This is a genomic window from Haladaptatus sp. ZSTT2 (genome assembly GCF_037081775.1).
Classification (GTDB): Archaea; Halobacteriota; Halobacteria; order Halobacteriales; family Halococcaceae; genus QDMS2.
In genome coordinates, this window is sequence record NZ_JBAMHQ010000001.1 from 368,913 (window position 1) to 391,685 (window position 22,773).

Sequence of the window (22,773 nt, forward strand, 5' to 3'; positions counted from 1 at the left end):
CCACTCCAACGAACCCATATTTCAGTACATGACCACCACAGCAGTGTCTACAAACGCGGAGGCCCCATGAGCGAGGAACGGCGCATCGGCGTCGATATCGGTGGGACGTTTACGGACATCGTCACCATCCACGACGGCGAGGTGACGGTGAGCAAGACGCCTTCGACGCCCGACTCGCCCGACGAGGGCGTCATCAACGGCCTCAGGAAAGTACGCGAGCGCGACGGCTTCGACGCCGCAGAAATCGGCTTTCTGGCCCACGGAACGACGGTTGCGACCAACGCCGTCTTGGAAGGCGAGTGGGCCGACACCGCCCTCATCACGACCGAAGGCTTTCGCGACGTGCTCGAAATCGGCAGACAGGCCCGCCCCGACATCTACGACTTTCAGGTCGAAAAACCGGTTCCGGTGGTCGAACGCGACCGCCGCTACGAAGTGCGCGAGCGCTTAGACGAACGCGGGAACGTCCTCACGGAACTCGACGAAGCCGAGGTTCGAAGCCTCGCCGCAAAACTCATCGACGCAGACGTGGATAGCGTGGCAATCAGCCTACTCTACTCGTTCGAGGACGACAGCCACGAGCGACGCATCCGGGAACTCCTGCGCGAAGAAGGGTTAGACGCCTCCTACTCGCTGTCGAGCGGCGTGTTGCCCGAAATCCGCGAGTACGAGCGCACGCTGACAACGGCACTGAACGGCTCGCTCAAGCCGGTGATGGACCGGTACATCGGGAAACTTGAGGAAAAAGTCGAAGCCGAAGGCGTCGGTGCGGAACTCAAAATCATGCAGTCGAACGGCGGCATCATCACCGCCGACATCGCGCGCGAACGCCCGGTCAACACGCTCCTCTCGGGGCCTGCAGGCGGCGTCCAAGGCGCGACCTACGTCTGTGGCCTCTCCGACGAATCAAACCTCATCACGATGGACATGGGCGGCACCTCGTGTGACGTGTCGCTGGTCGAAGACGGTACGCCGCTCGTCTCGACTGACACGAACATCGGGGAGTACCCCGTCTCTGTGCCGACCATCGACATACATACCGTCGGCGCGGGCGGCGGCTCTATCGCGTGGATTGACGCCGGTGGCGCGCTCCGCGTCGGCCCGAAATCCGCAGGCGCAGACCCCGGTCCAATCTGTTATGGGCGCGGTGGCACCCAACCGACGATTACCGACGCGAATCTCCTGCTCGGGCGCATCGACCCGAGCGCGTTCCTCTCTGGCGAACTCGACGTGGAACTCGACGACGTGCGTCGCATCGTCAACGACCAAATCGCAGACCCACTCGACATGACGGTCACGGAGGCCGCCCAAGGCATCCTCGACGTTGCGAACGCGAACATGGCGCGGGCGCTCCGCGTCGTGAGCGTCGAACGCGGCTACGATCCCCGCGAGTTCGGCCTCGTCGCCTTCGGCGGCGCAGGTCCACTGCACGCCTGCAAACTCGCCGAAGAACTCGACATCCCGAAGGTCATCGTACCCCGGACGGCAGGCGTCCTCTCCGCACTCGGGTTGCTCATCAGCGACATCCTCTACGACTACAGCACCTCGCGCGTGCGGCCGTGGAAGGACATTACGCCAGAGTTACTCGGCGCGCAGTTCGCAGAGTTCGCCGAAAAAGGCGAGAAGCGTCTCGCCGCAGAGGACTTAGACGCAGCCGCGATGCAGTTCGAGCGGACGGTCGACCTGCGCTATGCGGGCCAAGCGTTCGAGTTGTCAGTACCGGTTCCGGCCGGCGAATTGGACGACGCGAAACTCTCGACCATCGCGGAGCGATTCCACGACCGCCACGAACAGCGCTACGGGCACGCCTACCGCGACGAACCGGTCGAACTCGTCACCATCCGGCTGCGGGCGCGTGGTGTGGTCGAAACGCCAGACCTGCGCCCAACCGATTCGGGCGGCGAGGTCGATGACGCCGTCACATCTTCCCGCGAGGTTGCCTTTGGCGGCGAGACGCACAACACGCTCATCTACGACCGCTCAGACCTCCCAACCGGCGCGAGCTTCGAGGGACCAGCCATCGTGAGCGGCGTCGAGAGTACGGTCGTCATCCACCCCGGCCAGCAGGTGTCGATAGACGACTTCGGCAGCCTGCACGTGGAGGTGTCCCAATGAACATCGACTCAGTCACGCTTGAAGTCATCAGAAACGCCTGCATCGCCATCGCAGAGGAGATGAACGCGAACCTGATTCGCACCGGCTACTCGCCGAACATCAAAGAACGCCGTGACTGCTCGTGTGCGATGTTCGACGCGACGGGGGAACTCATCTCCCAAGCCGAAAACATGCCCGTCCACCTCGGCGCGATGCCGTTTTCGGTGGCCGCCGCCATCGACCGCTTCCCGCCGGAAACGCTCTCTGAAGGCGACGCCATCTTACTCAACGACCCGTTCCGCGGTGGGGCGCATCTGCCCGACCTGACGCTCGTGACGCCCGTGTTCGTAGACGGTGATATCGTCGCCTACGCCGCGAACCGCGCGCATCACGCCGACATCGGTGGGGCGCGTGCGGGCAGCGTGGCCGCAGACTCGACGGAAATTTATCAAGAAGGCCTGCGCATTCCACCCGTGAAGCTGTTTGCCGGTGGCGAGGTGAACGATCCGGTGATGGAGATGATTCTCTCGAACGTCCGCACACCGGACGAACGCCGCGGCGACCTCCGAGCACAGGAGGCAGCGAACCAGACGGGCAAACGCCGATTCACCGAATTGGTCGAAAAGTACGGCACAGAAACCTTAGAGACCGCACTCGACGAAATCAAAGACTACTCTGAACGCCGGATGCGCACGGAAATCGAGGAGCTGCCCGACGGCACCTACCAGTTCGACGACGTGCTTGATGACGACGGCGCGGGAAACGAGAACCTCCCAGTGGTCGCAGAAGTACAGGTTGATGGTGACTCGGTTCACGTCGATTTCACCGGGACGGCCCCACAGACCGACGGCCCCGTGAACGCGGTGTTCGCGGTGACGGCGTCTGCGACCTACTACGCCGTCCGCTGTGTGACCGACCCCGACATTCCGCCGAACCACGGCTGCTACCGGCCAATCGACATCCACGCGCCGGAAGGAACGATTTTGAATCCAAAGCTGCCGGCAGCGGTCGTCGGCGGGAACTTAGAAACCTCCCAGCGCGTGACCGACGTGGTGCTCGGCGCGTTCGGCGGACAGGTCCCAGAGCGCGTCGTCGCCGCCTGTCAGGGCACGATGAACAACATCACCTTCGGGGGCACTGACCCCCGCGACGGCTCGCCGTACGCCTTCTACGAGACCCAAGGCGGCGGCTTCGGCGGTCGTACAGGCAAAGACGGCATGGATGGCGTCCACGTCCACATGTCGAACACGATGAACACGCCAATTGAGGTACTGGAGACGGCCTACCCACTGCGGGTGACGCGCTACGAACTGCGCCAAGATTCGGGCGGTGCAGGTGAGTTCCGCGGCGGCCTCGGCCTCCGCAGAGACATTCAGGTGCGCGATCACCGCGCGACGTTCAGCCTGCTCGCAGACCGCCACGTCAACGCCCCTTACGGACTTGCGGGCGGCGAGTCGGGCGGCACCGGCGCAGCCTACCTCACCGACGACGGCGAGGAGACGAAGCTGCCCCAGAAATCGACGCACAACCTCGAACCCGGCCAGACCGTGAGCGTGCGGACGCCGGGTGCGGGTGGCTACGGCACCCCCGAAGACCGCGACCCCGAGGCAATCGCCCGGGACGTGCGGCTCGGCAAGGTGTCTGCCGAATTCGCCCGCGAACACTACGATTACGAGGACTAGACACATGACCAGCGCACCTGCACGGACGCTCAAGTACGCCCCTCACCTCGCAATGGGAACCGTTGGGTACGTGACGTTCGCGTACGCCGCCGTCCCGGACGTGCTCATGGCGAAGTACGACGTGGGGTTTACCGCCGTTGGCTTGCTCATGAGCGCGGCGCTCGTCTCGTTCGTCCTCGTGCAGGTGCCCGCGAGCCACCTCGTCGCCCGGTTTGCGACGACCCGCCTGCTGTTCGGCGCGATGGTGTTTCACGCCGTCTTCGCCGTCGCCCTCGATTTCGCGACGAGCTACGAGACCCTCCTCGTCCTTCGGGCGTGCTGGGGACTCGCCGGTGGGTTCGTCCTCTCGGTCGGTGCGACGCACATCGCGCGGCTCTACGCTGGCACGTCCGCGACGCGCCACCAGGGCGTGTTCGGTGGGATGCTTACCTTCGGCGGCGCAATCGGCTTCGCCGCCGCCCCCACGCTCATCGAGGTTGGCTTGCTGCACAGCCCGGGCGCGCTGCTTTCCGTACCGGCGCTCGTCGCACTCTGGCGCGAGCGTCACGACGCACAGACGGCCCCCTCAGGGGAGAGGACCCGCGAAACCCTGTCATCCGTCCTCTCCCCGTCGGTCGTCCTCGCGTCACTTTGTTACATTGCGATTATCAGTTCATACATCACGCTCTCTACGTTCATCACGGCGTTCGCTACGGATTTGAACGTCACCGGCCCGCTCAACGTGGTCGTGTTGCTCACGGCGACCGCCGGGCGCATCGCCGGTGGCACCATCGTCTGGCAATGGTCGCTTGGCGACCCGTGGTTTATCGGCGGTGCAACCGCTGTCGCCGCAGTCTGTTTTGGCGCACTCGCCGTCCTCTCGCCGTCGCCGCTCTTGCTCATCTTGCCAGTCGTGGCGATGCTCGCCGTGTCGGTTCCCTTCGGCGCAGTGTTCAACGTCGCCGCCGGAGCGACGCTCTCTGCGGGGACGGCTATCGCGGTCGTCGTCGCGGCGGGAAACGTTGCGGCCCTGATTTTGCCCGCGGTCACGGGCGCGCTCCGCGACGCAACCGGCGAGTACGCGAGTGGATTCGTCCTGCTCGCCGCGCTCAACCTCGTCGCGCTCGTCGCGGCCACTTTACTCGGCACGAAACAGTTCTCACCCCAGATTCAGCACTCATGATTCGGAACACCACCCACACGGACGCACAGACCGCGGAGGTGACCCGCTGATGGCATCGGCGGGCCTCCTCGACGCGATTTTACAGGGATTAATTACGGGCACGATTATTGCAGCGGGCGCACTTGGCCTCTCGCTCATCTACTCCATCGCGGAAGTCCCGAACTTCGCCCACGGCGACATGATTACCATCGGCGCGTATCTGACGCTCGCGCTCAACAAACCCGGTGCGGTGCCGTTCGTCCCCGACTTCGGGGGCCTGCCGCTCGTCGCGGCTGGCATCGTCGGCATCACCGTCGCCGGAGGAACTGGCGCGGTGTACGAACTCGCCATCTTCCGCAGGTTCCGGTCGAAAGGCGCAGACCTCATCACGATGGTCATCGTCTCGCTCGGCCTCGCGCTCGTGTTGCGCAACGTCGTGTTGTTCCTTGTCGGTTCGGGGAATATCAACTACAACACCGAACGCGTGACGAACACGAACGTCGAACTCTACCTGACTGGCAACGGCCTCAGCGTCCAGACGGTTCAACGCCAAGCGGGCGACCTCGTCACCCTCGGCGAATGGGGCTACGGCTGGCTCAGCCTCCTCGTCATCGTCGGCGTCGCCATCGCCGCAGGCGTCGCCGTGTATCGCTGGCGCACCGACGACACGGGCTTCGAGACGGTACACCTCGTCTCGCCGCGAGTTCTCGGCGTCGCTGCTGGTGTCGCCACGCTCGCCGTGCTTGCAACCGTGCTGCAAGGCGCACCCCACGCCATCGACGCGGCGGCGTGGTCTACGAGCGTCGGCGTGAGCATCAAGTACGGCGTCATCCTCGGGCTGACGCTCGTCACGATGCTTGCGATGAACCTCCTGCTCAAGGGAACCCGGACGGGTCGGGCGATGCGCGCGACGGCGGACAACATGGCGCTCGCGGAGATTCGCGGCGTGAACATCGACCGCATCCAGCTCGTTGTGTGGGTCATCGCGGCGCTGCTCACCGCGCTCGCGGGGATTCTGACCGGCTGGTTTGCGAGCAACCTGAACCCGAATATGGGCTTTTCCCTCCTCCTTCCCATCTTCGCCGCCGTCATCATGGGCGGGATCACCTCGCCGTACGGCGCGGTACTCGCCAGTCTCATCATCGGCGTCTCGATGGACGTGGGCGTGTTCTTGCTGCCTGCTGAGTTTGCGACCTACCGGACGGCAATCGCCTTCGTCATCCTCATCGCAGTGTTGCTTGTGAAACCTGAGGGTCTGTGGGGTGATGTCTGATGGCGCTTGCTGATTTCTTCATCAGTCTCATGACGTTCGTCACCATCTACAGCCTCTTCGCGCTGGGGTTGAACGTCAAGTTCGGCTTTACCGGCCTCATTGACTTCGGGCACGTCGCCTACTTCATGATTGGCGCGTACGTCACCGTCTTCCTCGCAATGCCCGCGGGCATCTCATCGACCTACGAAGGACTCTCCGGGCTCGGCCTCGCCACCATGTTCGCCGGTGTTCCGGGTGGCGACCTGCTCGGATGGGGACTCGCGCTCGTCCTCGGTATGCTCGCCGCGGCACTCGTCTCGCTGCTCGTCGGGATTCCGACCATCCGACTGCGCGAGGACTATCTGGCGATTACCGCTCTCGGCATTGCGACCATCCTGAACGCCGTGTTCCACAACGAACGCTGGCTGTTCAACGGCGCGTTCGGAATTCGTGAGATTCCACGCCCGCTCGCTGGTGTGTTCCCAATCGGAACGGGAAGCTTCCAGCTCAACCTGCTCATCTTTGGCCTGCCTTCGGTGCTCGCACTCGGCTACGTGGGCTATCGCACGGTGAAGGTCGTCCGACCGCTCTCGGCGCGCGAAGCCACGCTTGGCGTGGGAGCTACGCTCGCACTCGCGGGGAGTCTCATCTTCGTCATCACGACGATGCTCGGACTCGTCGTGAACCTCGGCATTTTCTCGCTCAACGTGGACAACACCATCGCGTTCCTCTTGCTCGTGGGTGCGGTGGTGCTCGGACGACAGGCGCTCCGCGAAACCGACCACGTCGGCTCGCTTCTCGCGCTCGTTTCGGCCATCCTGTTCAGTCTGTGGTATCTCGGCCAACCGCTCGTCGAACTCGTCACTGAGGGCAACACGAGCGACCTGCTGCTCAACCTGTTCTGGCTTTACGACGCGAACGCCGGAAGCGCAGGCGGCCTTGACTACGACCGCTTTTTCTTCCTGTTTACGCTCGTCCTCCTCGCGGGCGCATACTGGTGGGTCCAGCGTACCGTGAACAGCCCGTACGGGCGCGTCCTGCGGGCGGTTCGTGACGACGAAACCGTGCCGGAGGCGCTCGGAAAGCCGACCTTCCGCTACAAGATTCAGAGTCTGATGTTCGGCTCTGCGCTCGCCGGAGCGGCCGGTGGGCTGTGGGCCGCGAACATCGGCTTCATCGACCCGACGCAGTTCGCCTCAACGGTGACGTTCTTCGCCTACACGGCCGTCATCATCGGCGGGACGGCGAACAATCGCGGGGTTATCCTCGGGACTGCCGTGTTCTGGGTCATCAACTCGGGGACGCGCTTCCTCGATGACTTCTTCCCGAGCGAGTACGCCCAACAGCTCGCCGCACTCCGTCTCATCCTCATCGGGGCGCTGCTCATCGTCATCCTCTACTACCGGCCGGAGGGGATGCTCGGCGAGCAGGACTACGACATCGACCTTGGCCGGGGAGGTGTGAGCGATGACTGATATCCAGAATCCAATCCTCGACATTCAGGGCTTAGAAAAGCACTTTGGTGGGATTACCGCCATCGACGGCCTCGACATGCAAGTCGGCGACGGCATCACCGGCCTCATCGGCCCGAACGGCGCGGGAAAGACGACCTTCTTCAACTGCGTCACGGGCTTTCTCACGCCGAATGCAGGCAGCGTCACCTTCGCGGGGACGGACATCACTGGCAAGCGACCGTCTGCAATCGCGGACGAGGGGTTGGTTCGGACGTTCCAGATTCCGCGCGAACTGCCGGAGATGACCGTCCGCGAGAACCTGCAACTCGCACCGAAAGCCCAGAGCGGTGAGAACCTCGCCACGGCGTGGCTTCGCGGCGACTCGTTCGCGGAGGACGAACGCCGCGTCCGTCGGAAGGCGGCGGAGATGGCCGAGTTCTTGGAAATTGACCACGTCCTCGACGCGAAAGCCGGGACGCTTTCGGGCGGGCAGCGAAAACTGCTCGAACTCGCCCGCGTCCTGCTCACCGAACCGGACATGGTTCTCCTAGACGAACCACTCGCGGGCGTGAATCCGACGCTCGAACGCAAGATTCTCGCGCGTATCCACGACCTCGAAGCGGAGGGGTACAGCTTCCTCTTCATCGAACACGACATCGACATCATCATGGAAACCTGCGAACGCGTCGTCGTCATGCACCAAGGACAGGTGCTCACGGCGGGCGAACCGGAGGCGGTAAAGCACGACGAACGCGTCATCGAGGCCTACCTCGGGGAGGAGGTCTGAATGCTCGAAATCGCGAATCTCGACGCGGGCTACGGTGACCTCCAGATTCTCACCGACGTGGACATGGTGGTCGAAGCCGGCGAGTACGTGACAATTGTCGGGCCGAACGGCGCGGGCAAATCGACCGCGATGAAGTCCGTCTTCGGCCTGACGACGCACATGGGCGGCAGCGTCTCGTTTCGCGACGAACAGATTCAGGGCGTGGACACGCCTGAGATTATCCAGCGGGGGATTGGTTTCGTCCCGCAGTCGGACAACATCTTCCCGACGATGACCGTCCAAGAGAATCTGGAGATGGGCGCGTACATCGACGACAGCGAGACGCAGGCGGCCATCGACGCCGTCTTCGAGCGGTTCCCCATCCTCGAAGAACGCAAGCGCCAGCGCGCCGGAACGATGTCCGGCGGCCAGCGCCAGATGCTCGCGATGGGCAGTGCGCTGATGCTCGAACCGGAGTTGCTGTTGCTCGACGAACCATCCGCCGGGCTTGCCCCGGATTTGGTCGATGAGATGTTCGACAAAATCGACGAAATCAACGAGGCGGGCACCGCGATTCTGATGGTCGAGCAGAACGCGAAGGAAGCACTCCGCCGGTGTGACCGCGGCTACGTTCTCGTAAACGGTGAGAACGCCTACGACGGGCCGGGCGACGAATTACTGGCAGACGAAGAGGTTCGCCAGCGGTTCCTCGGAGGCTAAGTCGGTGACTCCGACAACGGTAAAAGCCGCGCCCCTGTAACGGAGGTGATGAGTGAGTCCGCGGAGCCGTCCCCCGCAGAAGGCAGCGTGCGCGTCGTGGGGACAGCCCACGTCTCCGCCGACAGCGTTGCCGAAGTAGAGCAGGTCATCGACGACAAACGCCCGGACGTGGTCGCCGTCGAACTCGACGAGGGGCGCTATCGCCAACTCAAAGGCGAGACGCCAGACAACCTCGACGCAAGCGACCTGCTCCACGGAAACACGGTGTTTCAGTTTCTCGCCTACTGGCTGCTTTCGTACATTCAGACCCGGATGGGCGAGCGCTTCGACATCAAGCCCGGCGCGGACATGATGGCGGCGGTCGAAACCGCAGAGTCGTTGGGAATCAATGTCGCGCTGGTTGACCGCGACATCCAAGTGACCATCCAGCGCTTCTGGGCGCGGATGACCTTCCTCGAGAAGCTCAGGATGCTCTGGCAGTTGACCGTCGGCCTCGCCGGATTCGGTGACGAGGCAGAAGACATCGACATGGACGACCTGACCAACGCAGACGTGGTCACCGCGATGATGGCTGAGTTCCGTCGCTTTTCGCCGGGCGGGGCAGAGGCCCTGATTGACGAACGCGACGCCTTCATCGCCCACCGCCTCGTGGCGCTGCGCGAACAGGGCTTCGACGTGGTCGCAATCGTCGGCGCGGGCCACCGCGCAGGGATTCTTGGCTACCTCGAAAACCCGGCAACGCTCCCGCCGATGCAGAGTCTCGTCGGCGTCCAGAAGAAGCGATTTTCTGTGTACAAGGCGTTTGGCTACCTGTTCACGCTCGGCTTTCTCGTGTTCTTCATCCTGCTCGCGATGGCAGGCGCACGCAACGGCTTCCTGCTCGAACTGTTCGTCGCCTTCTTCCTGATAAACGGGATTTTCTCGTTCACGCTCGCCAAACTCGCCGGTGCCCACTGGTCAAGTGCGACCGTTGGCGGAGCCGTGGCGTGGATGACGAGCGTGAATCCGTTGCTCGCACCGGGTTGGTTTTCGGGCTACGTCGAACTTCGCTACACGAGCGTCAACATCACGGACATCGGCAAACTCAACGACATCCTCTCTGACGAGGACAGCCCAATGGGCGAACTGTGGTCGCGGATGAAAGCCGTCCCGCTGTTCCGGCTTATCCTCATCGTGGCGATGACCAACATCGGCAGCATGATTGCGAGCGTGCTGTTCGCCTTCGTCGTCCTGCCGTACATGGCCGCTGACGTCGGCGGTATAGACGGCGTCGCCCGGCTGATGGTACAGGGCGCAGAAAACAGCGCAGACCTCATCTTGAGGCAGTTTACATGAATTTTAGCGCAAAAGAAATCCAAGACCTCGTCGTCGCGTGGATTGCCCTCGGCGTGGCGTTTACGTTTTTCCTCGCCGGGCCAAGTATCGTTCAATCAGCTCAATTGCCGCTCGTCATCGGCGTGAGTATGCTCACCGTCGGCATCGGCTTCCTCCTCCACGAGTTGGCCCACAAGGTGACGGCCATCCGCTTTGGGCAGGTCGCGGAGTTTCGCGCCGACTACGGCATGCTAATGCTCGCCGTCGCGGCCGGACTCGCAGGCTTCCTCTTTGCCGCGCCGGGAGCCGTGTATCACGCCGGACGCAACGTCACCAAGCGCGAAAATGGCCTGATTGCCCTCGCCGGGCCGGTCACGAACCTCCTGCTCGCGGCCGTATTCGCGCCGCTCGCGTTCGGCGTGGGCGGCGCGCTTGGCTACGTTGGGCAACTCGGCTTGACCATCAACCTCCTGCTCGCAGGATTCAACATGCTTCCCTTTGGCCCGCTCGACGGCAAGAGCGTGTTTCGGTGGAGCAAACTCGTGTTCCTCCTCGTGTTCCTCCCGAGTGCGGCCCTCGCGCTCCTCGCGCTGTTCCGATTCGGCCTCACGTAACGAGGCCGAGGAATCGGAGTCCTTTTTGTTCCATCCAACCCGCTCTCAGGCATGACCGACGAGGACGCAGAGGAACTTACGTACTCGAAGGCGGGCGTGGACATCGACGCGAGCGAACAAGCAACCGCAGCGCTCATCGGCGCTGTTGGCGACCTAGCAGGCGATTACGCGGGCGTCGTCGATATTGGCGACCGCTATCTCGGGCTTGCGACCGACGGCGTGGGGACGAAACTCCTCGTCGCGGAGGAACTTCACGACTACTCCACTATCGGCATCGACTGCATGGCGATGAACGCGAACGACCTCGTTGCCGCGGGCATCGAACCGGTCGCATTTGTCGATTATCTCGCCATCGACGTACCGAACGACGAGATCGCAGAGCAGGTTGGCAAAGGCCTCGCTGAGGGCGCAAAGCAGGCGGGCGTCGCGCTCGTCGGCGGCGAAACTGCGGTGATGCCAGACGTCATCAAAGGCCTCGACCTCGCGGGGACGTGCGCCGGACTCGCACCGAAAGACGCGATGTTCCCCGGTGAAGCCGAGGTTGGCGATGCGCTCGTAGGCTTCCCGTCTTCTGGGGTTCACTCGAACGGCCTCACCCTCGCGCGGACGGCCGCCACGCGAAATCACAGTTACACCGACCCATTCCCAGGCGACGAGTCGAAGTCCGTGGGCGAAGTACTGCTCACGCCGACGCGGATTTATGCTGACATCCTCCCAGCACTCAGAGAGCACCACACCCACGCCGCAGCCCACGTCACGGGTGGCGGCTGGACGAACCTCACGCGCATGGGCGACCACCACTACGAAATCACGGACGCCTTCGAGCCACAGCCGGTGTTCGAGTTCATCCAGCGTGAAGGCAAGGTCGCAGACGAGGAGATGTACCGGACGTTCAACATGGGCACCGGCTTCGTCGTCGCCTGCTCGCCGGACGATGCGGAGAAACTGGTCGCCGCCACCGACGACGGAAAACTCATTGGGCACGTCGAAGCCGGCGACGGTACCGTGTCGATTCGCGGCCTGACGCTCGACTAAGTACTTCACGCACCCCTCCTTTTTTCAGATATGTCTCCCGACGCCTCGCTCCCCTCCTCAAGTTCCCTTACATCCGAGTATCGGGAGGTGAACGACGTGACCCTACACGTCATCACTGCCGGCCCGGAAGACGGCCCACTCGTCGTCCTCCTGCACGGGTTTCCGGATTTCTGGTTCGGCTGGCGCAAACAGATTCCGGCGCTCGTTGAGGCGGGCTTTCGCGTGCTCGTCCCCGACCAGCGCGGCTACAACCTGAGCGACAAACCGGCGGGCGTCCGCGCCTACCGCATCTCGAAACTCGCGGGCGACGTTGTCGCCCTCATCCGGTCTGAAGGCCGTGATTCGGCACACCTCGTTGGCCACGACTGGGGCGGCGGCGTGGCGTGGGATTGTGCGACGCGCTATCCCGCCATGGTAGACCGACTCTGTATCCTCAACGCACCACACCCTCGGGTGTTCGCCACCGCGTTGGCGACGAATCCACGACAGTTGCTCAGAAGCTGGTACATCTTTTTCTTCTTTATCCCACTGCTTCCGGAGTGGACGCTCGGGAGAAACCGGCAGGCAACGCTCGAACTGTTGCTCACCGACAGCTCACGACCCGGCATCTTCCACGAGGGTGTGATGCAGTACTATCACGAGGCGTGGAGCCGAAACGGGGCGCTCAGGTCGATGATACACTGGTATCGGGCGATGCCCCTCGCCGGGCCGCTTCCGCCGAAAACGCCGGTTCGCGCGCCGACGCTCATCTGTTGGGGGACAGACGACACCGCGCTGCGTCCGGAGTTGGCGACGCTAAGTTTGGAGTACTGTGAAGCAGGGCGGCTCAAACGCTTCGAGCGCGCTTCACACTGGGTACACGTAGAAGAGCCAACGGGCGTAAATGAGGCGCTGTGCGCCCATCTCGAAGCAGAAGCTTAGCTGAGGTGGGCAGCGATGTCGGCTTCGGTGATGATGCCGACCATCTGCCCGGAGTCGATGACGATGACGGCGTCGTGATGGTTGAGATGGTTGTCGATTTCGTCGAGCGTCGCCTCGGGGGTGACCGTTGTGATGGACTCGCGCATCACTTCAGAAACTGGCAGGTCGCCTGCGTTCTCGGTGTCGCCGGCTTTGCGGATATCCGAGTTGCTGATGAGGCCAACTGGATAGCCGTCGTGAAGAACGGGTAGCTGAGAGAAGCCAGCCTTCAGCATCTGCTCGATTGCGTTTCTGACGCTGTCGTCCGGAGCGATGCTGATGACGTCTTCGTGCATCAGGTCTTCGGCCCGCAGGATGTCGCCTTCTGCTTCTTGCAGCGCGTTGACGATGCGACGAAGCGTCGAGAGTCGTGGGTCTACGTCGCCGCCTTCGATGCGCGCGATGAGCGGTTGGGACACGCCCGCCCGGTTCGCAAGTTCGCTTTGGGTGAGACCCAGCCCGGTGCGTCGTTCCCGGAGGTCCGCTGGGGTCGGCAGTTCCATACGCAAAATTACTATGGGTTATACGAAAAACCTTCGGTTGGTCTGGCGATGTTGCTGAAAACGTAGAGCGTCGCTTACTGTTCGTCTTCGGTGTCGAGTTCGAACGTCTCGATGACGTTGAGTGGCACGTCGCGGAGTGCGCCACCGACTTCGCTCTTTGCGATGCGCTGGGCGTGCTCGGTGCTGTCTGCGTTGAACACCTTCATCTCGAGAAGGAGGCCAACGAGCGCCGTGTTCGCGGCGATGAACGCGGAGTCGAACGGCTCGTCACAGGCGGGACAGCCGGTGACGCCGACTTCGACTTCGACGTAGTCCATGTCCTTCTGGTTCAGTCGCTTCCCTGCTTCGCTGACCGCGACGCCGATTGCGTCGTCGATCTGCCTTACGTCTCTGACCAACCAGGCGGCTTCCATTGCGACCAAATAATCACTCATACCCCTACTCAGTCGTCGGGGGGTTTGAAGCGTTGTGATTTCTCTGCGACCCGCGCACGCTACCGAAATTATCGCGATAACTTATGCGTAGGAATGGGATTGCTCATTGCGTGCTGATAGAAATCTCGCCATCGACTGTGGATTTTGTTGTATCGAAATCAAGTCTGATTGAATCGACAGCAGGCGCGCCGGTGTGCGGTGATACCACCCCGCATTTCAGTTCCGACGCGTGGGGAATGCTTATATACACCCCCCTCGGCAGCATCAACTGAAGACGAAATGAACCGCCTGTACCGCGCAACGCTGTTGACCCTGTACCAATTGAGTATCTTCGCTGGAATTCTCCTCTTGCCACTCGCCCTCGGCGCACGCCGCCTCGGCATCCCGCTGCCAATCCACCGCATCATCGACCGGCTTGAGATGGCCATCGACTCGGTGGACGAGCGCTGACGACGACGAAGCGACCGACGCAACTCTTTTTAAGCATTCGGGTCGGAAAGCGACCGCCTAAACCCCCAGCCACCGGGTGGTTTCACCCTGAAGAGGTGGTTTTATCAGTACTCGGCAACTAGGAACACGCAATGCGAGACCCAACGATTGGCTCTGAGTTCTCTCGGAACCTAAACCGCTTTGCCCCCCAGGATGCAAACCCGTATGCGTCCTCGTTCGCTTCGATTCCTGAGTTCGACGCCAGCAAAATCGACAACGACATGGTCAACTCCACCGGGACGACGACCATTGGCCTCACGACCGAAGATGGCGTCATCATTGCGACCGACATGCGCGCCTCCCTCGGCGGCCGCTTTGTCTCCAACAAAGACGTCCAGAAGGTCGAACAGATTCACCCAACCGGCGCGCTCACGCTCGTTGGCTCCGTCGGCGGCGCACAGATGCTGATTCGCTCCCTACGCGCGGAAGCCAACCTCTACCAGTCCCGTCGCGGCGAGGAGATGTCCATGAAGGCACTCTCCACCCTCGCGGGTCACATGTGCCGTGGCCTCCCAACGACGCCAATTCTCGGCGGCGTCGACGACGACGGCCACCACGTCTACAGCATCGACCCCGCAGGCGGCGTCATGAAAGACGACTACACGGTCACCGGCTCCGGCCTGACCGTCGCCTACGGGACGCTCGAACGCCTCTACGAACCCGGCCTCTCGAACGAGGAAGCCATCGGCGTGGCCGCCGCGGGCGTGAAGGCAGCCGTCGAACGCGACACCGGCTCCGGTAACGGTGTCTACATCGCAGAGATCACCCACGAGGGCGTCGATATCCACGGGCACAAAGACTTCAACGAAGTCTTATAGAGCGTCGCTGTTTTCGCATCAGCGCTGTTTTCTTACATCGTCGGTTCCCTGAGCGGTAGTTCTCACGAGTACAGGGCGTGAGCGACCACGCGAATCATTATCACCACTGCACGCGAATTTCTGTCACGCATCTCGTCGGGTGTCCGAGGCTTGCCAATGGTTAATTTCGATACGACGTTCATCGTGCTGGTCGTGCTCGTTCCGCTCGCAGTCATACTGGGCAGTATCATCCTCCTTTCGTACGCCACAACCCATTTTTTACAAACACGCGCTGCGGTCACCCACGGGTCGCTCGTTGGCGTGCAAGCGAAACTCGACGTGCTCGAAAGCGCCCGCTACATCAACCACGGCATCATCGTGGACGTGCGCGAACGCACCCGGCGGACGAAAGAGTGGATTTTCACCGGACCGCCAGTCGAAGGAATTCAGGTCGTGGTTGCCGTCCCGACAGAGAACGAGACCTACACCAGCCTCTGGTTCAAAACGCCCGACAAACTCGATGGAACCTCGAAATTTGAGCGGTTTCTCGCCTACTGCAAGGTACACCCGAGCGAAGTCGAAGAGCTGCTTGGCAAACAGGTTCCCGTCATGCTGAAAGACGGCGAGTGGCAAACGAATTGGATTGCGGCCTCGCGCCGGCGCGAACCACTGGTCTCGTTTTCGCAGGTCGTCTCCCGACTGTTTGGCGAGGAAGAAGAAGAAGAAGACGTGGTATGACATCCTCCCCGGCGTGAACGCCGGGGTTTCCTCGCGCTGGGGGTATCGCTTACCGACCCACGGAGGCAACTTGCGGGTTCGTATGTGCCACGTTGGGAACTGAGCGTGGTGACTCTGACCAGTTATGGTCGTCCCACTTGAGGCATACAGGCCGTGCCATCGACCGTGTTACCGTTGTCTGCCGCTTCAGGAACGTCGCTGAAGCCGTCAGGTCGGCGTGCCCCTCGAAACCACACGGACACGTCACCGTATCCCTGTGGCGAATCGTGTCCTCTGTCGAACCGCAGTTTGGACACGTTTGACTCGTCCACGCCTCAGACCGAACCTCAACCGACATACTGTATTCTTCGGCGGTACACACCAGTCGGTTCACGAACGCTCGGAACGCCCAGAAATTGTGCGTCTTTGCGTTCGTCTCCACCGACCAGTGCGTGTCAAGCACATCCGTCAACGCCCCGACGTACACCGTCGAAACGCCCTCATCGTAGAGACGTTCGATGAGGTCACGGACGAGTGCGTCTTGAGCGTGGTCACGTCGCTTGGTACGCCGGTCGTACAGGCGTCGGATACGATGACTACTGTACCGACCTTCTTCCAACAGTGATTGAAGGCGGGCGATTTCTCTCGTCGTCTCGCGGAACCGCTCGAACAGGTCGCGTCCTTCGTACAGGTATTGCTGGCCGGTTGTGGTTGTGCAGGCGACGAGATTGTTTGCACCAATATCCAGAGCGGCTTCTTCCGAACCCAGTGGTTGTGCCAGCCGAGAATCATCGACGGTGACTGGCTGAAAGGCCCTGAACGTTTGTGCGTGTTCGTCGTAGAACAACTCCAACCGACCCTGCTTGTCGTACTCCTTCCAATTGGGGTCGCCTCGGACTTCGAGTCGGAGGCGTTCGCGGTGTCCAAGACCGTACTCGTCTTTCAGGTCTTTGCCGACGAGAATTTCGAGTCGGGAGTATTCTCCCCACTCAACAGAGTACGATGTGTTTCTGATGTACGTGCGGAGTTCTCGTCCGTCTTCGGAATTGCCCCAGAAGCCGGGTTTGCCGTTGGCTTCGCCTTTCTTCTTGAGGCTGAAGAACGACCGCCACGCTTCGCGGTTCTTGCGTTCGATTTGTTGAACCGTTGAAGCGCCGAGTGTTCCGCCGTAGCGACTGCGATACTCGCTGATTTCCCACACGTCGCTGTCTGGGTCAGCATAGTTCTCGCGGCGCTCGTAGGTGATCTCGTTCCAGAGAGCGGCAGAAGCGTCCAACACGCGTCGAAGTAACTCCCCGTCCTCGTCGGATTGTGGAACCACCTCGAACGTGTTGGTTCGCTTCATCAATTACTGGTTGCGCCCGAACACACATAAGTGTGGGTTTTGTGTGATATTGTATGGTTGCAATTCGCATCGAGTTTGATGATGATGAACAGTACGAGCGGTTGAAGGAACTGAAAAAACATCGTGGGTTGACGTGGAAGGGTTTGCTCCTCGAAGGCGAAAAGAAGGTCAGGGAGGATACCCCGGAGTAAGCGTCGAACGTGGATTGTGTAATATAGTGTCGGATTCACGCCCGGCCTAAAGGCCGGGACTCTCTCCTTGATTCAGGTAGCTCAGATATCTGCCCACTTCGCAAACGTGCCCTCGATGAGCGTGTCTTTTTGCTTTCGCATGTAGGCCCGTTGCATCCCCGAGAGCGCGTCTGCGAACGACTCGCCGCTTTCAACGCGGTCGGTGACTTCGTCGTGTTTCCACTTCGCTGGCGTCATGCGGTGGCGTGCGCGCATCCGAAGCGGCCAGAGGTATTTCGCGGCTTCTTCGTCTGAGAGACCACGCAGTTTCAGGCCGTCTTTTGCGTGGGCAAAGAGGTCTTCGTACAACTCCTCTAGGTTGGTCGTCTCGCGGCCGTCGTTCGTAATCCACCGCATGTCTGCGTCCAGCCCGTCGCGGACGGCCGCATAGAAGTTCTCCTCTGCGAACTGCCAGTCTAAGTCTGCGACAGGGTGTTCGCGCCGCGGCAGGCTCTCCATCAGTCCGGCGAACATTGCTTGGAAGGCAATGGAGTCGCGGACGGTTGGCTGGGCGGGGATGGGCCGGAATTCGATGCGGGCGTTCGCCGCAGACCGCGTTGGGCCGCCAAAGACCGGGCGAACCCACCGCCAGTAGGTGCCGTGTTTCATCCGGAAGTGGGCAAACTTGTCGTCGAAGCGGTCTGAGGCGGAGACGGGCATTGGGACGAGCGTCGAATCTTCGACGATGTTGTCGATGGCTTCCTCAACGCTGTCGATGTCGCGGGGGAACCGAACTTTTCCTTCTTCGCCCGTGGCCGGATTGAGCGCGGTCTCGAACACGCTGATGCGATTTTCCATCCACGCATCGTCGAGAATCTCGGCGGTGGTGGCGTCCTCGTCGTAGAGGTCGACCGGGAAGAACGGCGCGTTCACGCCAAGGGCGAGCACCGGCCCGGCGAACCGAAGCGCATAGCGAAAGTGCTGTGGGAGGTCGCGCGCCTGTGCGACCTGATAGTGCGGTTGAATCGACGTGATGAGGCTCTCTGGCATCACCGTATCCGCTTGCAGCGAGACGTGTGGTGCCTCAAGGCGCATCCCGGCGTCAAGGCCGTCTTTGCGGTTCGCCATCGCGTGATAGCGCACCGAGTCGGACATGTTGGTCGCAATCGTGACGTCACCGTCGCGGATGCTGTTGGTCAGGTACTCGCGCGCCGACTCACCCTCGGGCGGGATGGTCCACATGCCGTCGCTCACGAGCCGCATTCCTTCTGAGCCAACGCACTCTTGGGCCGTCTGGAGGCGCGCGCGAACCTCTGCCTCCTGGGCGGCGAGGCCGTACTGGTTGAGCGGCTGAGGGCTCGTGGACATCTCTGCGTTGTGCAGCCCGAGTTCCTTCTCGAAGCCGATGAATTCGAGCAGGCGTCGGGGGACGCGCATGAGTTCGCCCGCGCCACCGCCGTCGTCGTGGCGACCCTCGGCGTCTGCGACAGCGTAGAATTCGTATTCGAAGCCGATGATGGCCTGCGGGTTGTCGAACGTGCCTGCTGCGACTTCCTCTTTGATGACCGAAGCGTCTTCCTCCACCCGTGTTTGGAACGCCTCTGCGTCGATTTCGAGGACGTCGTTGACCTGCGCAGCGAGGTCTAAGTCCATAGCGGAGGGTGAGAGGGGGACGACATAAAGTCTCTTGGCCACACGGCGGCTTCGCGAAACGGTATCAAACGCCCCACAACGCGACGATGCCGAGGGTCGTCACGACGGTGAGTAACAGTTGGAGCGGCGCGCCGACCCTGATGTAGTCGATAAATCGGTAGCCACCCGGCGAATATACCATCAGATTCGTCTGATACCCCACTGGCGTCATGAACGCCGTCGAGGCGGCGAACGTCACCGCGAGCACGAACGCGAACGGTTCGGCTCCGATTCCGAGCGCAGCATCGACGGCGATTGGCATGGTCAACACCACGCTTGCGACGGGCGTAATCACGTCTGCGAGTAAGCCAGTGAGGAGATAGAACAGTCCAAGAACGACAACCGCCGGGAACACCGCACCGTACTCGACGATGATGCTCCCGAGGAACGTCGCTCCGCCCGTTTCCTGCATGGCGAGACCGAGCGGGATGATGCCCGCAAGCAGGAAGATGACCTCCCAGTTCACCGAATCGTAGGCTTCTGCGGGACGGATAACACCAGTCACGACCATCGCCACGACGCCGCCGAGTGCCGCAATAACGATGGGTAGGAGGTTCAACGCAGCCACGGCGATGACGCCGACGATGATAGAGAGAGCGAGGGCAACCGCCCTGCGGTCGAGTGGTTCCGGTTCGGTGAGAGCGCTCGTGTGAGCGACTTCCGTGATGAGCAGTTCGCCGCGCTCTGCTAACAGTTCGAGCGCCGAATCGGTTGCATGGAGCAAGAAGCCGTCCCCTTCCTGCAGTGTCGGCCCAGACAGATGGTCGTGGAAGATTTCCTCACCGCGGCGGATGGCGAGCACCGTGGCGGCGTAGCGCTCTCTGAGACGGGCGGTCGCGAGGGATTGACCGATCAGCGAGGATTCGGCCGGGATGATGGTCTCGACGAGCGTTCCCGGCCCAGCGGGTGGCGCTAGTTCGAGTTCGGTCACCGGCGCTTTTCGTAACACGCGCAGCGACTCACCGGCGGCGAAGGCGCTTATCGCGTTCTCGTCGCCGCGCACGGTGAGGATGTCGCGCACCTCGATTTCTTGGTCGGTTTCCTCTGCGAGAAACAGCCGGTCGCCGCGCGTTATCTGGAGGACGTCAACGTCGTAGACGCGCTCTGAAAGCGCCTCTTCTATCGTCTCCCCGACGAGCGGCGAACTCTGGCTGACGGTGACCTTCACGAGATAATCGGCTAACTCGAACTCGTCGGTGAGGTCCGCGGCGAGGATGCGCTCTGGGAGAAGATACTGGCCAATCGTCATCAGGTAGATGGCGCCGACCAGCAAGATGAGAATGCCGAGCGGCGTGAACTCGAACATCGAAAACGGGTGGTTGATGAGGTCCGCAGAGAGGTCTGAAGCGACGATGTTCGTCGCCGTCCCGATGAGCGTGAGCGTACCCCCGAGCATCGCCGCGTAGGAAAGTGGAATCAAGAGTTTCGACGGTGAGATCCGACTCTGGTCTGCGAGGTCGGTGACCATCGGGATGAACACGGCGACGACGGGCGTGTTGTTGATGATGCCCGCAATCGGCCCGGTGATGCCGATGGTGGCTGCGAGCAGTTTGGTGCGACTTCCCGCCGTGTACTCGCCCACTTGACGGCCGAGGTGGGTGACGATACCGGTCTGTTCGATGCCCGAAGAGAGAATGTACATGGCGACGATGGTGATGGTCGCCGCGTTCGAGAAGCCCGAAATCGCCTCCTGTGGAGAGATTTGCGTCCACGGCTGGAGAATAACCATGGTCACGAGCAACGCAATCGCGGTGATGTCGGCGGGCAGCCGTTCGGTGACGAACAACACCACCGTGACGGCGATGAGGCCGAACACCACGAGCGCACCGGTTGACGGCGGCGGGATTGCCATACCCTGCCCTTCTCATGGCAAGACTATTACCATTGCCCCAACCGTCGTTCGGGGCGTTTATTCTCACAGAGGACAACATCCCGGCAATGGAGTTCGCCGCGTTCGCCGACCGCGCTCGCGCCATCGAAGCCGAGCCGGCAGACTTAGCAATCGTCTCGCTCGTCACGACCCTCTTTGCGGACGCGGGCGACGACCTCGACACCATCGCCCGATTCATCCAAGGCCGGGTGTTCCCCGCCCACGATTCGACCACGCTCGACATCGGCCCGCGCCTTTTGTACGAGGCACTCGCCCGGGCAGCCGGACAGAACATTTCCGCCGCCTCGGTCGAAGATCGCCTCGCCGAGATGGGTGAGATTGGCGAGGTCGCAGCGAGCTACGACTTCGGCGGCCAACAGGGTCTCGCCGCCTTTGGGACGGGTGGCACGGACGCACTCACCGTCGCCGAGGTGGACGAAGAATTACGCCGCGTCGCCGCCGCAGACGGGTCGGGGAGTCAAGACCGCAAACTCGACATTCTGTTCGGGCTGTTCAATCGCACCGACCCCGACGAAGCCCGATATCTCGCCCGGCTCGTTCTCTCTGAGATGCGCATCGGCGTGGGAGAAGGAGCCGTCAGAGACGCCATCGCCCAAGCGTTTTCAGTCGACGTCGAAGCGGTCGAACGCGCCTTGCAGGTCTCGAACGACTACGGTCTCGTCGCAGTCACCGCCCGCGACGAGGGTGAAGCCGGACTCACGGAGCTAACCCTCGAAATCGGCCGCCCCGTCCAGGCAATGCTCGCACAGGCCGGAACCGTCACGGATGCCCTTGAATCATGGGAGGAAGCCGCCGTCGAAGTCAAGTACGACGGCGCGCGTGTTCAGATTCACTCCGACGGCGAGGACGTCACCATCTTCTCGCGGAACATGGAGGAGGTGACCGAGCCGTTGCCGGAAATCGTGGAGTTCGTCCACGAACACGTCGCCGCCCCCGCCATCCTCGACGGCGAAGTCGTGGCAACCGACGATGACGGTCGGCCACTCCCGTTTCAGGAAGTCCTCAAGCGATTCCGGCGCAAACACGACGTGGCCCGCGCCCGCGAGGAAGTCGAACTCTCGCTCTACGTCTTCGACTGTTTGCACGCAGCCGGCGACGACCTGTTAGAAGCGCCGCTCACTGAACGCCACGCCCGACTCACCGACCTGCTCGACGTAGGCGTCTCCGAACTCCACGTCACGGGCGACGCAGACGAGATTGCAGCAATCGAAGCCGAAGCGCTCGAAGACGGTCACGAAGGCATCATGCTCAAAAATCCGGATTCGACGTACTCGCCGGGCCGCCGCGGGAAAAACTGGCTCAAGCGCAAGCCGGACGTGGAGACGCTCGACCTCGTCGTGACCGGCGCAGAGTGGGGCGAGGGCCGCCGGGCGAAGTTCCTCGGGACGTTCCTTCTCTCTGCACGAACCGACTCGGGCTACGAAACTATCGGCAAGGTAGCCACGGGCATCACCGACGAACAACTCGCAGAGCTCACGACCCTGCTCGAACCGCACATCGAACAGCAGTCGGGCCAAACGGTCGAAATCCACCCTGAAGTCGTGTTCGAAGTCGGCTACGAGGAGATTCAGACCTCGCCGACGTACTCCTCTGGGTACGCCCTCAGATTCCCGCGTTTCCTCTCAGTGCGTGAAGACAAGACCGTCGATGACGCAGACTCGTTGGAGCGCGTCGAACGGCTTGCCCAAAATCAGTAAGCCACC

At 62.0% G+C, this 22,773-nt stretch carries 21 protein-coding genes; 16 read left to right on the forward strand and 5 right to left on the reverse strand.

Translation table 11 applies throughout. The features are described 5' to 3' along the window. Window positions 1-66 precede the first annotated feature (66 nt). Genes V5N13_RS01935 through V5N13_RS01985 form a run of 11 tightly spaced genes read left to right on the forward strand, consistent with a single transcriptional unit; the run spans window position 67 to window position 12,993 of the window. Window positions 67-2,115 carry a hydantoinase/oxoprolinase family protein gene (locus V5N13_RS01935; protein WP_336359398.1) on the forward strand — a complete coding sequence of 683 codons (2,049 nt, stop codon included), beginning with the start codon at window positions 67-69 and terminating at the stop codon, window positions 2,113-2,115. Then, window positions 2,112-3,776 (forward strand): hydantoinase B/oxoprolinase family protein, encoded by a 1,665-nt coding sequence (locus tag V5N13_RS01940; protein ID WP_336359399.1) that lies wholly within the window; start codon window positions 2,112-2,114, stop codon window positions 3,774-3,776. Before V5N13_RS01935 ends, V5N13_RS01940 begins: the two co-directional genes overlap by 4 nt. Before the next feature lie 4 nt (window positions 3,777-3,780). Continuing rightward, window positions 3,781-4,938, forward strand: a complete 1,158-nt coding sequence (locus tag V5N13_RS01945; RefSeq protein WP_332899160.1) for an MFS transporter — start codon at window positions 3,781-3,783, stop codon at window positions 4,936-4,938. A gap of 49 nt (window positions 4,939-4,987) precedes the next feature. Beyond that, window positions 4,988-6,190, forward strand: coding sequence for a branched-chain amino acid ABC transporter permease (locus tag V5N13_RS01950; protein WP_336359400.1), 1,203 nt, complete (start codon window positions 4,988-4,990; stop codon window positions 6,188-6,190). After that, entirely contained in the window at window positions 6,190-7,644 is a 1,455-nt protein-coding gene (locus V5N13_RS01955) for a branched-chain amino acid ABC transporter permease (protein WP_336359401.1), read from the forward strand. Before V5N13_RS01950 ends, V5N13_RS01955 begins: the two co-directional genes overlap by 1 nt. Further along, on the forward strand, window positions 7,637-8,410 hold the full coding sequence (locus V5N13_RS01960; RefSeq protein WP_336359402.1) for an ABC transporter ATP-binding protein: 774 nt from the start codon (window positions 7,637-7,639) through the stop codon (window positions 8,408-8,410). The genes V5N13_RS01955 and V5N13_RS01960 overlap by 8 nt, the downstream gene beginning before the upstream one ends. Then, entirely contained in the window at window positions 8,411-9,109 is a 699-nt protein-coding gene (locus V5N13_RS01965) for an ABC transporter ATP-binding protein (RefSeq protein ID WP_336359403.1), read from the forward strand. A gap of 48 nt (window positions 9,110-9,157) precedes the next feature. Continuing rightward, a complete protein-coding gene (locus tag V5N13_RS01970) occupies window positions 9,158-10,444 on the forward strand; it encodes a TraB/GumN family protein (RefSeq protein WP_336359404.1) in 1,287 nt (428 codons plus the stop codon). Further along, window positions 10,441-11,037, forward strand: coding sequence for a metalloprotease (locus V5N13_RS01975; protein ID WP_336359405.1), 597 nt, complete (start codon window positions 10,441-10,443; stop codon window positions 11,035-11,037). The genes V5N13_RS01970 and V5N13_RS01975 overlap by 4 nt, the downstream gene beginning before the upstream one ends. A 51-nt stretch (window positions 11,038-11,088) precedes the next feature. Then, window positions 11,089-12,072 carry a phosphoribosylformylglycinamidine cyclo-ligase gene (gene purM, locus V5N13_RS01980; protein ID WP_336359406.1) on the forward strand — a complete coding sequence of 328 codons (984 nt, stop codon included), beginning with the start codon at window positions 11,089-11,091 and terminating at the stop codon, window positions 12,070-12,072. 30 nt (window positions 12,073-12,102) lie between these two features. Further along, window positions 12,103-12,993, forward strand: coding sequence for an alpha/beta fold hydrolase (locus V5N13_RS01985; RefSeq protein ID WP_336359407.1), 891 nt, complete (start codon window positions 12,103-12,105; stop codon window positions 12,991-12,993). Here the strand turns inward: V5N13_RS01985 and V5N13_RS01990 are convergent. Then, complete coding sequence (locus tag V5N13_RS01990; RefSeq protein WP_332899169.1) at window positions 12,990-13,535, reverse strand: CBS domain-containing protein; 546 nt, start codon at window positions 13,533-13,535, stop codon at window positions 12,990-12,992. The two genes, V5N13_RS01985 and V5N13_RS01990, sit on opposite strands and share 4 nt — an antisense overlap. Before the next feature lie 74 nt (window positions 13,536-13,609). Continuing rightward, window positions 13,610-13,969, reverse strand: coding sequence for a DUF555 domain-containing protein (locus V5N13_RS01995; RefSeq protein ID WP_336359408.1), 360 nt, complete (start codon window positions 13,967-13,969; stop codon window positions 13,610-13,612). A 279-nt stretch (window positions 13,970-14,248) separates the two neighbouring features. On the opposite strand from V5N13_RS01995, the gene V5N13_RS02000 reads away from it, so the two are divergent. From V5N13_RS02000 to V5N13_RS02010, 3 genes are all read left to right on the forward strand, one after another. Further along, window positions 14,249-14,419 (forward strand): hypothetical protein, encoded by a 171-nt coding sequence (locus V5N13_RS02000; RefSeq protein ID WP_336359409.1) that lies wholly within the window; start codon window positions 14,249-14,251, stop codon window positions 14,417-14,419. Between the two features lie 131 nt (window positions 14,420-14,550). Then, the gene (locus tag V5N13_RS02005; protein ID WP_336359410.1) at window positions 14,551-15,276 is read left to right on the forward strand and encodes a proteasome subunit beta; all 726 of its coding nucleotides are present in this window, start codon (window positions 14,551-14,553) and stop codon (window positions 15,274-15,276) included. A gap of 156 nt (window positions 15,277-15,432) precedes the next feature. After that, window positions 15,433-15,993, forward strand: coding sequence for a hypothetical protein (locus V5N13_RS02010; RefSeq protein WP_336359411.1), 561 nt, complete (start codon window positions 15,433-15,435; stop codon window positions 15,991-15,993). Window positions 15,994-16,042: 49 nt separating this feature from the next. Here V5N13_RS02010 and V5N13_RS02015 read toward each other — a convergent pair whose 3' ends face one another. Further along, a complete protein-coding gene (locus tag V5N13_RS02015; protein WP_336359412.1) occupies window positions 16,043-17,317 on the reverse strand; it encodes an RNA-guided endonuclease InsQ/TnpB family protein in 1,275 nt (424 codons plus the stop codon). A gap of 53 nt (window positions 17,318-17,370) precedes the next feature. Between V5N13_RS02015 and V5N13_RS02020 the strand changes: the two genes are divergently transcribed. Further along, window positions 17,371-17,508 carry a hypothetical protein gene (locus V5N13_RS02020; protein WP_009762047.1) on the forward strand — a complete coding sequence of 46 codons (138 nt, stop codon included), beginning with the start codon at window positions 17,371-17,373 and terminating at the stop codon, window positions 17,506-17,508. A gap of 81 nt (window positions 17,509-17,589) precedes the next feature. On the opposite strand, the gene V5N13_RS02025 is transcribed toward V5N13_RS02020, so the two are convergent. Together V5N13_RS02025 and V5N13_RS02030 are read right to left on the reverse strand one after the other, a co-directional pair. After that, complete coding sequence (locus tag V5N13_RS02025; RefSeq protein ID WP_336359413.1) at window positions 17,590-19,140, reverse strand: hypothetical protein; 1,551 nt, start codon at window positions 19,138-19,140, stop codon at window positions 17,590-17,592. A 64-nt stretch (window positions 19,141-19,204) separates the two neighbouring features. Then, window positions 19,205-21,031 carry an SLC13 family permease gene (locus V5N13_RS02030; RefSeq protein WP_336359414.1) on the reverse strand — a complete coding sequence of 609 codons (1,827 nt, stop codon included), beginning with the start codon at window positions 21,029-21,031 and terminating at the stop codon, window positions 19,205-19,207. A gap of 86 nt (window positions 21,032-21,117) precedes the next feature. Here V5N13_RS02030 and ligA point away from each other — a divergent pair, with 86 nt between their 5' ends. Further along, window positions 21,118-22,767, forward strand: a complete 1,650-nt coding sequence (ligA, locus tag V5N13_RS02035; protein ID WP_336361407.1) for an ATP-dependent DNA ligase LigA — start codon at window positions 21,118-21,120, stop codon at window positions 22,765-22,767. Window positions 22,768-22,773 lie beyond the last annotated feature (6 nt).